We start from the raw sequence: 9,939 nt of genomic DNA, 5'->3' as shown, positions 1-9,939 counted from the left end.
GGGGGGCCCGCCACAGCGCCCGCGGCGGGCGGGGGCCGCGTCGGGGTGCCCGCCCTCGGACCGACACGGATCACGTTTCCCGGACACGGCGCGGAACGCGAACGCACCGGCCACTGCGAGCGGCCCCCGGCCCCGTACTCGCCTGCCCCCGCAATCCGCGGGCAAGTCGTGCCTCCCCCAGTGCCTCAAGGGCCTGGGAGGTGCCCCCAGGGCGATGGGGGAGGGCGGGCGCTGGGGGCACCCCCTCTGGGGGAGGCACCCCGCAGCGCCGGGCTGCGCAAGCACCCCCGGCCCACACCGACGCCGGGGCGCCCCGTACCGCGCCGCCCCGAGCGGACCCACCGCACATCACGGCAGCGACGAGCGCCGCGCAACGAATCGCCGCCACCCCCACCCCGCACGCAACAAACCCCTCACCGACGCGCAACGGCTCCGCCTTGTCCCCCCGAGCCGCCCGCCCGTACCGTCTATCCGACCCCCCGAAACCCCCGCGTACCGACGAGGAACACGCATGCGCACCGCCCTGCTCCAGAGCTCCGGCCGCCCCGGATCCGTCGTCGAGAACCTCAAGGTCCTCGACGAGGCGGCCGGCCGTGCCGCCGCCGCGGGCGCCGGGCTGCTCGTCACCTCGGAGCTGTTCCTCACGGGGTACGCGATCGGCGACGGCATCGGCCGGCTCGCCGAGTCCGCCGACGGCGACGCGGCGGACGCGATCGCGGAGACCGCCACCCGGCACGGCCTCGCGATCGCCTACGGCTACCCCGAGCGGGACGGCGAGCGCGTCTTCAACTCCGTGCAGCTGGTCTCCGCCGCCGGCGCCCGCCTCGCGAACTACCGCAAGACCCACCTCTACGGCTGCTTCGAACGGGACCACTTCACCCCGGGAGAGCGGACCGTCGTGCAGGCCGAGCTCGACGGCCTCACCATCGGCCTGATGATCTGCTACGACGTCGAGTTCCCGGAGAACGTGCGCGCCCACGCGCTGGCCGGCACCGACCTCCTCCTGGTGCCCACGGCACAGCTGCACCCGTTCCAGTTCGTCGCCGAGTCCGTCGTACCGGTGCGGGCGTTCGAGAACCAGATGTACATCGCGTACGTCAACCGGGTCGGCCGGGAGGGCGAGTTCGAGTTCGTGGGCCTGTCCACGCTCGCCGCCCCCGACGGGGTCGCCCGCACCCGGGCGGGCCGCACCGAGGAACTCGTCGTCGCCGACGCCGACCCCGTCCTCCTCGCCGCGTCCCGTGAGGACAACCCGTATCTGGCCGACCGCCGCCCCGGCCTCTACGGATCCCTCGTCTGAACCCCCACCTCCGCCCCCCCCGCTTCACCTGTGCAAGGAGTCCGTACCCCATGACGTCCACCGTGCCCAACGCGATCGAGCACGCCGACGAGCAGCAGCCGCCGATCACCATGTTCGGCCCGGACTTCCCGTACGCGTACGACGACTTCCTCGCCCACCCGGCGGGCCTCGGACAGGTACCGGCGACCGAGCACGGCACCGAGGTCGCCGTGATCGGCGGTGGCCTGTCCGGCATCGTCGCCGCGTACGAGCTGATGAAGATGGGCCTCAAGCCGGTCGTGTACGAGGCCGACCGGATCGGCGGGCGGCTGCGCACCGTGGGCTTCGACGGGTGCGACGACTCCCTGACCGCCGAGATGGGCGCGATGCGCTTCCCGCCGTCCTCCACGGCGCTCCAGCACTACATCGACCTGGTCGGACTGCACACCCGCCCCTTCCCCAACCCCCTCGCCGAGGCGACGCCGTCCACCGTCGTCGACCTCAAGGGCGAGTCGCACTACGCCGAGACCCTCGACGACCTGCCCCAGGTCTACCGGGACGTGGCCGACGCCTGGAGCCGGTGCCTCGAAGAGGGCGCCGACTTCTCCGACATGAACCGCGCCCTGCGCGAGCGTGACGTCCCGCGCATCCGGGAGATCTGGGCGAAGCTGGTCGAGAAGCTCGACAACCAGACCTTCTACGGCTTCCTCTGCGACTCCGAGGCCTTCAAGTCCTTCCGCCACCGCGAGATCTTCGGCCAGGTCGGCTTCGGCACCGGCGGTTGGGACACCGACTTCCCCAACTCCATCCTGGAGATCCTCCGCGTCGTCTACACCGAGGCCGACGACCACCACCGCGGCATCGTCGGCGGCTCCCAGCAGCTGCCCCTGCGCCTGTGGGAGCGCGAGCCGGAGAAGATCGTCCACTGGCCGTACGGCACCTCGCTGAAGTCCCTGCACCCGGACGGCGAGCCCCGCCCGGCGGTCACCCGGCTCAACCGCACCGCGGGCAACCGGATCACGGTGACGGACGCCGACGGGGACATCCGTACGTACCGGGCGGCGATCTTCACCGCCCAGTCCTGGATGCTGCTCTCGAAGATCGCCTGCGACGACTCGCTCTTCCCGATCGACCACTGGACCGCCATCGAGCGCACCCACTACATGGAGAGCTCCAAGCTCTTCGTGCCGGTGGACCGGCCGTTCTGGCTGGACAAGGACGAGGAGACCGGCCGGGACGTCATGTCGATGACGCTCACCGACCGCATGACGCGCGGTACGTACCTCCTCGACGACGGCCCCGACAAGCCCGCCGTCATCTGCCTCTCCTACACCTGGTGCGACGACAGCCTGAAGTGGCTGCCGCTGTCCGCGAACGAGCGGATGGAGGTCATGCTGAAGTCGCTCGGCGAGATCTACCCCAAGGTCGACATCAGGAAGCACATCATCGGCAACCCGGTGACCGTCTCCTGGGAGAACGAGCCCTACTTCATGGGCGCCTTCAAGGCCAACCTGCCCGGCCACTACCGCTACCAGCGCCGCCTGTTCACCCACTTCATGCAGGAGGAGCTGCCCGAGGACAAGCGGGGCATCTTCCTCGCCGGCGACGACATCTCCTGGACGGCCGGCTGGGCGGAGGGCGCCGTCCAGACCGCGCTGAACGCGGTCTGGGGCGTCATGCACCACTTCGGCGGCGAGACCGACCCGACCAACCCGGGCCCCGGCGACCTCTACGACGAGATCGCCCCGGTGGAACTCCCCGAGGACTGAGCCCACCCCCGCCGCCGGGTCAGTCCGGCAGCGGGGTGAGCAGCATGCGGCCGGCGAAGCCCACCGCCGTGTCCAGGCGTTCGGTGAACTCCCCGGCGACGTCCGGCAGTCCGCGCAGCGCCCACAGGGCGCGGGCCGCCGTCCAGGCCGCGTCCCGGGCGCGTTCCAGGCTCCACGCGCCCAGCAGATGGGTCAGCGGGTCGGCGATCCGCAGCAGTTCGGGACCCGGTGTCAGCTCCTCGCGGATCCGGTCCTCCAGCGCGAGGAGGAGTTCACCCACCTGGTCGAACTCGTCCTCCAGATCGACGGGTTCGCAGGCGAGCGTACGGCAGGTGTCCACGACGGCGAGCGCGAGATCGTGGCCGATGTGCGCGTTGATGCCCGCGAGCGCGAACTGCAGCGGACGTACGCCCGGGTGCCGGCGGAACTGGAACAGCGGACGCCAGCAGGCCGGTGGCGGCCGCTCCTGCGACACCGCGTCCACCACCGCCAGATAGCGCTCCGCGAACAGCGCGTCCAGCGCGATCGCCGCCCGCGCGTCCGGGAACCGGCCCGCGTCGATCCGCCGGTCCACGGCCTCCGTGACGGCGAGGTAGACACGGTTGAAGACCGCGACCCCGTCCCGCGCGGGCAGGGACGCGTCGAGGGCGCGCATACGGGAGACGACCCCGTCCACGGCGGTGAGGACTTGTTCGCATCGCACCATGAGCGCAGAGTCGCACCTCTAGGGTGGCGTCAGTGGCGGCGGGCCCGGCGCTTCCCCGGAACGGGGGAACGCGCCCGTCGTGGGGGAGGGGGAGCAGTACTGTGTCAGGCTCGCGTGCCCGGCGCCTGTCCGCGCGGAGGGCCGAGCGGCGGCGTGCCGCCCGGCGCGGCGCGATGGTCGCGGTGGCCTCCGTGGTGGTCGCGGTCGGCACCGTCACGGGAACGATGTCGGCGGTCGGCGACGGACGCGGCGCGGACGAGGCACGCCCCGTGGTGAGCTCCTCGTCGCGCCCGGAACCGCCACCGCCCGCCGTGCCCCCGCACTCGCACTCGCCCTCGCCGTCGGCGACGAAGTCCCCTTCTCCCACGGCCGGTCCGGAGAAGAAGGCGAGCCCGAAGGCGTCCGCGTCCCGGGCCGGGGAGAAGCGGCGGACCGCCCCCGTGTCCACCCGCCTCTACCGCCATCCCGACTCCCAGGTCCTGGACTGGGTGCGGGCCCACCCCGACGACCCGCGCCGCGCGGTCATCGAGTCCCGGATAGCCGACCGGCCGGCGGCCGTGTGGTTCGCGGACCACTCCCCGGAGTCGATCACCTCCCGGGTGCGTGCCGTGGTGTCGGGCGGCGCGGCGCAGGGCCGGACGCCGGTCCTCGTGCCGTACGCGATCCCCGACCGCGACTGCGGCGGGCACTCCGAGGGCGGGGCGCCCGATCTGGCCGCCTACGACGCCTGGATCGACCGGTTCGCCGCCGGACTGGGCGGCGGCGAGGTCATCGTGATCCTGGAGCCCGACGCGGTCGCCCAGTCCGAGTGCCTCTCCGCCGGGCAGCGCGCCGAGCGCTTCGCCTCGCTGGCCCGGGCCGGCCGGGTGCTGAAGGACGCCAACCCCCGGGCGCGGGTCTACTTCGACGCCGGGCACTCCGGCTGGCACGCGCCCGCCGAGCAGGCCGCCCTGCTGCGGCAGGCCGGGGCCGCCTCGGCCGCCTCCTCCGACGGCGTCTTCAGCAACGTCTCCAACTTCCACGCCACCGCCGACGAGGTCGCCTACGACCGTGCCGTGCTCGACGCCCTCGGCGGCCCGCCGGGCCTCGGCGCGGTGATCGACACCAGCCGCAACGGCAACGGCGCCCCGGCGGACGGCGCATGGTGCGACCCGGCGGGCCGCAAGCTCGGCCGGACCCCGACGCTGAGCACCGAGGAGGCCGGCATCGACGCCTACCTGTGGGTGAAGCTGCCGGGGGAGTCCGACGGCTGCAAGGGGGCGCCGGGCACCTTCACCCCGTCGTACGCCTACGACTTGGCGCGCTGATCACCCTCGGTGCCGCCGGTGTCGTAGGAGGACGTGCCCTCGTCGAGCAGCGGCTCCTGCGCCTTGAGGTGGGCGGGCGCGAAGACGCGCAGCGCGTGGTAGCCGGTGATGACGACCAGCGTGCCGAGCGCGATGCCGCTGAGGGAGAAGGTGTCGGTGAACTCCATCGTGACGTTGCCGACGCCGATGATGATGCCCGCGGCGGCCGGCACCAGGTTCAGCGGATTGCGCAGGTCCACCTTGGCGTTGATCCAGATCTGGGCGCCGAGCAGGCCGATCATGCCGTACAGGATGACGGTGATCCCGCCGAGGACCCCGCCCGGGACGGCGGCCACGACCGCGCCGAACTTCGGGCACACGCCGAACAGCAGGGCGAAGCCGGCGGCGGCCCAGTAGGCGGCGGTCGAGTAGACGCGGGTCGCGGCCATCACGCCGATGTTCTCGGAGTAGGTGGTGTTGGGCGGGCCGCCGACCGCGGTGGACAGCATGGAGCCGACACCGTCGGCGGAGATGGCCGTGCCGAGCTTGTCGTCGAGGTTGTCGCCGGTCATCTCGCCGACCGCCTTGACGTGTCCGGCGTTCTCGGCGATCAGCGCGATGACCACCGGCAGGGCGACCAGGATCGCCGACCACTCGAAGGACGGGCCGTGCAGGGTCGGCAGCCCGATCCAGTCGGCCTGGCCCACGCCGGACAGGTCCAGGCGCCAGTGGTCGGTGACCTCGCCGCTCGCGTCCGCCGAGTGGATCTGGCCGAAGACCCGGTCGAGCGCCCAGGACAGGACGTACCCGAAGACCAGCCCGAGGAAGATCGCGATGCGGGACCAGAAGCCGCGCAGGCAGACCACGGCGAGCCCGGTGAACAGCATCACGAACAGGGCGGTCCACTGGTCCTGCGGCCAGTAGGTGGAGGCGGTCACCGGTGCCAGGTTGAAGCCGATCAGCATCACCACCGCGCCGGTCACGATCGGCGGCATCGCGGCGTGGATGATCCGCGCCCCGAAGCGCCGTACCGCGAGACCCACCAGGAACAGCGCGGCCCCCACCACGAACACCGCGCCGGTGACGGTGGCGCTGGAGCCGCCCTGGGCCCGGATGACCGCGGCGACGCCGACGAAGGAGAGCGAGCAGCCCAGGTAGCTGGGCACCCGGCCGCGCGTGGCCAGCAGGAAGACGATCGTCGCGACGCCCGACATCATGATCGCGAGGTTGGGGTCGAGACCCATGAGCACCGGCGCGACGAAGGAGGCGCCGAACATCGCCACGACGTGCTGGGCGCCCAGTCCCGCCGTGCGGGGCCAGGAGAGCCGTTCGTCGGGCCGGACCACCGCGCCGGGGGCCGGGGTGCGTCCGTCGCCGTGCAGTTTCCACCGGACGCCGAGATTCATGGGCTGTCGCTTTCGTCGTACGTGCAGCGTGTCCGCACCATTGTGCGGGCTGGGCAGCGGTGCTTCGTACAGGCGGGCGGGCGTGGCCGACCCGGCTGAGCGTCTGCTTAGGATGAGGGCGCGCCGCTGTTCGATGTAGGCGGCACTCATCCCGCACGTCCCAGGAGTCCCACCCGTGACCGCCGAAGCCCCGCTCGCCCCCGCACTGCTCCACGGCCGGCTGATCCCCGTGACCGTCCACTTCGACGACCTCGACGCGCTGGGGCTGCTGCACAACGCCCGCTATCCGCTGTTGGTCGAGCGGGCGTGGACCGAGCTGTGGCAGGAGAAGGGCGTCCGCTTCGACGGTGACTGGGCGGCGGCCGGCGACGCCTGCAACGCGGTCCGGGAGCTGCGCATCGGTTACGAGGCCCCGGTGACCCGCACCGGTACGTACGCGGTCCACCTGTGGCTGGAGCGGCTCGGCAGGACCGGACTGACGTACGGGTTCCGCTTCTGCTCGCAGGACGGGGCGGTGACCTACGCGCGGGGCAGCCGGGTGCTGGTGCGGCTGGACGCCACGACCCTGCGCCCGGCGCCCTGGAGCGAGACGTTCAGGGACGGGGCTCGGGAACTGCTGCTTCCGGACGCGTGACCTTCGTACGGTCTCCCGCGCGCAGCACGCCCGCGAAGCCGGCGATGCCGCACGACAACACCGTCACCAGGACGAACGAGACCATCAGGCTGGTCGCCTGGGCCAGCAGGCCGATCGCGCTCGGGGCGATCAGGCCCGAGGTGTAGGTGATGGTCGCGACGCCCGCGATGGCCAGGCTCGGGTTGGAGCCGCTGCGGCCGGCGGCGGCGAAGCACAGCGGCACGACCACCGCGATGCCGAGCCCCATCAGCGCGAACCCGCCCATCGCCGTGGCGGGGTGCTCGGCGAACACGATCAGCAGTCCGCCCAGCAGGGCGACGACACCGCTCGCGCGGACCGTGCGCACGGCGCCGTAGCGGTCCACCACGTGGTCCCCGGCGATCCGGGCGACCGCCATGGTGAGCGTGAAACCGGTGGTGCAGGCCGCCGCGAGACCGGCCGAGGTCTCCAGCTGGTCGCGCAGGTAGACCGCCGACCAGTCCAGGCTCGCGCCCTCCGCGAACACCGCGCAGAAGCCGATCGCGCCGATGAGCAGCGCGGAGCGGGGCGGCAGTGCGAACCGCGGCGGCGGCTCCTCGTCCTCGGCGGGCTGCAGATCGAGCACCCAGGCGCAGGCGGTCACGCCCACCACCGTCAAGACGGCGGCCGCGAGCGCGTGGTGCAGCCGGGCGTCCGCGCCGAGGTGGGCGGCGAGCGTGCCGGCCGCCGAGCCGATCAGGGCGCCGGCGCTCCACATGCCGTGCAGCCCCGACATGATCGACTTGTCGAGCCGGTTCTCCACCTCCACGCCCAGCGCGTTCATCGCCACGTCGGACATGCCGGCCGTGGCGCCGTAGACGAACAGGGCCAGGCAGAGGGTGAGCAGGTTCGGGGCGATCGACGGCAGGATCAGCGCGAGCGTCCACAGCGCGATCAGGCCGCGCAGCGCCGTGCGGGCGCCGAAGCGGTGGCTGATGCTTCCCGCGAGCGGCATCGCGAGGGACGCCCCGAGCGCGGGGAAGGCGAGCGCGAGGCCCAGCTGCCCGGCGCTCACCCCGGCGTGGTCCTGGATCCAGGGGACGCGGGTGGCGAACGAGCCGGTGACGGCGCCGTGTACGGCGAACACGGCGGCCACGGCGTACCGCGCCCGCCTCACATCGCGTTGCTGATGGACCACTGCGCTCATTGTCCCGCCCCTCCCGGTCGTCGGTTTCCGCATGCGCCGCCGTAAACTATCAGGAACCCTGCCTGAAAGATATGGGGTATCCGGAGGCGGAGCATGCGCCGGCCGGCCCCGCCGATCTGGAAGGATCCCGGCATGGCCGCATCCCCGAGCACCGCCAGAGCCATCAACGACCGGCTCGCCCTGCGCCTGCTCCAGCAGGAAGGCCCGCTGACCGCGGGGCAGTTGAAGCAGCTGACCGGGCTGTCCCGGCCGACCGTCGCCGACCTCGTCGAGCGGCTCACCGCCGCCGGGCTCATCGAGGTGGCCGGCGAGGCGGGGGAGCAGCGGCGCGGCCCCAACGCCAAGCTCTACGGCATCGTCGCGGACCGGGCGCACCTGGCCGCGCTGGACGTCCGCACCGAGGGCGTCACCGTGGTCGTGTCCGACCTCCTCGGCGAGGTCCTGGCCGAGGCCGCCCTGCCCATCACCGGGGACGCGGGCACCGGACCGGCGGTCGAACAGGCGGTCGCGCTGGTCGAGCGGACGGCGAAGGAGGCGGGCGCCGACCGGCTGCACACCGTCGGGATCGGAGCCCCCGGGCTGATCGACCCCGCGAGCGGCGAACTGCGCGACTCCACGGGCCTGCCCGAGTGGCACCGGCGCCTGGTCGCCGAGCTCCAGGAACGGCTCCCCGAGGCCCGGGTCAGCGTGGAGAACGAGACCAACCTCGCCGCGCTGGCCGAGCAGCGCGACGGCGCGGCCCGCGACCGGGACACCTTCGTCCTGCTGTGGCTGGGCCACGGCACCGGCGCCGCCGTGATCCTCGACGGCGCCCTGCGCAGGGGCGCCTCCGGCGGCACGGGCGAGATCGGCTTCCTCCCGGTCCCGGGCACGAGCGTGCTGCCGTCGGCCACCGACTGCGGGGGCGGCTTCCACTCCCTGGTGGGGGCGGCGGCGGTCGCCCGGCTGGCGGAGGAGTACGGCGTCGTGACGGAGCCGGGGATCGAGCCGCCGGCGGCGGGTGCGGTACGGACGGCCGTCGCGTCGGCCGGCCCCGCCACCCCGGAGACACGCTTCCTCGACACCCTGGCCGACCGGATCGCGGTGGGCGTCGCCTCGGTGGTCGCGCTGCTCGACCCCGGCCACGTGGTCCTGGGCGGCGAGGTCGGCCAGGCCGGCGGAGAGACACTCGCCGCGCGGGTACGGGACCGCCTGGCAGCCATCTCCCCCCTGCCCGCCGACGTACGGCCCAGCACCCTGGGCGGCGGCGCGGTACTCCGCGGAGCCCTCCTGACGGCCCGCGACCGGGCCCAGGACGAACTGTTCGGCGTACCCGGGCACTGAGGAGGCCCGGCACGAGACCCACTACGGCCGACAGCGCCCCGAAGGCACGCGGGACCGTACCGACGAGCGGCCACGGCAGCGCCCCGAAGGGGCGCGGGGAACTGCGCGACCGGCCACGACGGCGCCGCGGACGATCGACGCACCACACCGCACCACACCGCACCACACCGCACCACACCGCACCGCACCGCACCACACCGCACCACACCGCACCGCACCACACTGCACCGCACCGCACGTCCGGCGGAGCGCCCGCCCCCTGCTCACGGCCCGGCGGCCGTCGGACGTCCTCGGCCGGACCGGAACCCGCCCTGTCCGGCCGCGGACGGCCCGCCCGCGTGGCCCGTCACAGGGGCGGACACGCGGCGGAC

General features: G+C 73.3%; 8 protein-coding genes. 5 read left to right on the top strand and 3 right to left on the bottom strand.

Going from position 1 to position 9,939, the window contains the following annotated elements; translation table 11 throughout:
* The first annotated feature begins 511 nt into the window (after nucleotides 1-511).
* Nucleotides 512-1,300, top strand: coding sequence for a carbon-nitrogen hydrolase family protein (locus B7767_RS43215; protein ID WP_085576550.1), 789 nt, complete (start codon nucleotides 512-514; stop codon nucleotides 1,298-1,300).
* A gap of 50 nt (nucleotides 1,301-1,350) precedes the next feature.
* Nucleotides 1,351-3,048 (top strand): NAD(P)/FAD-dependent oxidoreductase, encoded by a 1,698-nt coding sequence (locus tag B7767_RS43210; RefSeq protein ID WP_085576549.1) that lies wholly within the window; start codon nucleotides 1,351-1,353, stop codon nucleotides 3,046-3,048.
* Between the two features lie 19 nt (nucleotides 3,049-3,067).
* On the opposite strand, the gene B7767_RS43205 is transcribed toward B7767_RS43210, so the two are convergent.
* Nucleotides 3,068-3,754 (bottom strand): DUF5995 family protein, encoded by a 687-nt coding sequence (locus tag B7767_RS43205; RefSeq protein WP_085576548.1) that lies wholly within the window; start codon nucleotides 3,752-3,754, stop codon nucleotides 3,068-3,070.
* A 173-nt stretch (nucleotides 3,755-3,927) separates the two neighbouring features.
* On the opposite strand from B7767_RS43205, the gene B7767_RS43200 reads away from it, so the two are divergent.
* Nucleotides 3,928-5,061 (top strand): glycoside hydrolase family 6 protein, encoded by a 1,134-nt coding sequence (locus B7767_RS43200; RefSeq protein ID WP_085576547.1) that lies wholly within the window; start codon nucleotides 3,928-3,930, stop codon nucleotides 5,059-5,061.
* Here B7767_RS43200 and B7767_RS43195 read toward each other — a convergent pair.
* On the bottom strand, nucleotides 5,043-6,446 hold the full coding sequence (locus B7767_RS43195; protein ID WP_085576546.1) for a uracil-xanthine permease family protein: 1,404 nt from the start codon (nucleotides 6,444-6,446) through the stop codon (nucleotides 5,043-5,045). The two genes, B7767_RS43200 and B7767_RS43195, sit on opposite strands and share 19 nt — an antisense overlap.
* 175 nt (nucleotides 6,447-6,621) lie before the next feature.
* Here B7767_RS43195 and B7767_RS43190 point away from each other — a divergent pair, with 175 nt between their 5' ends.
* Entirely contained in the window at nucleotides 6,622-7,080 is a 459-nt protein-coding gene (locus B7767_RS43190) for a thioesterase family protein (RefSeq protein ID WP_085576545.1), read from the top strand.
* Here B7767_RS43190 and B7767_RS43185 read toward each other — a convergent pair.
* Nucleotides 7,040-8,245 carry an MFS transporter gene (locus B7767_RS43185; protein WP_085576544.1) on the bottom strand — a complete coding sequence of 402 codons (1,206 nt, stop codon included), beginning with the start codon at nucleotides 8,243-8,245 and terminating at the stop codon, nucleotides 7,040-7,042. The two genes, B7767_RS43190 and B7767_RS43185, sit on opposite strands and share 41 nt — an antisense overlap.
* A 132-nt stretch (nucleotides 8,246-8,377) precedes the next feature.
* Between B7767_RS43185 and B7767_RS43180 the strand changes: the two genes are divergently transcribed.
* Entirely contained in the window at nucleotides 8,378-9,568 is a 1,191-nt protein-coding gene (locus tag B7767_RS43180; protein ID WP_085576551.1) for an ROK family transcriptional regulator, read from the top strand.
* Nucleotides 9,569-9,939 lie beyond the last annotated feature (371 nt).

It is taken from the genome of Streptomyces sp. 13-12-16 (assembly GCF_002114215.1).
Lineage (GTDB): Bacteria > Actinomycetota > Actinomycetes > Streptomycetales > Streptomycetaceae > Streptomyces.
Note: the sequence above shows the minus strand (reverse complement) of the source record. Positions and strands in the feature narration are given on the sequence as shown.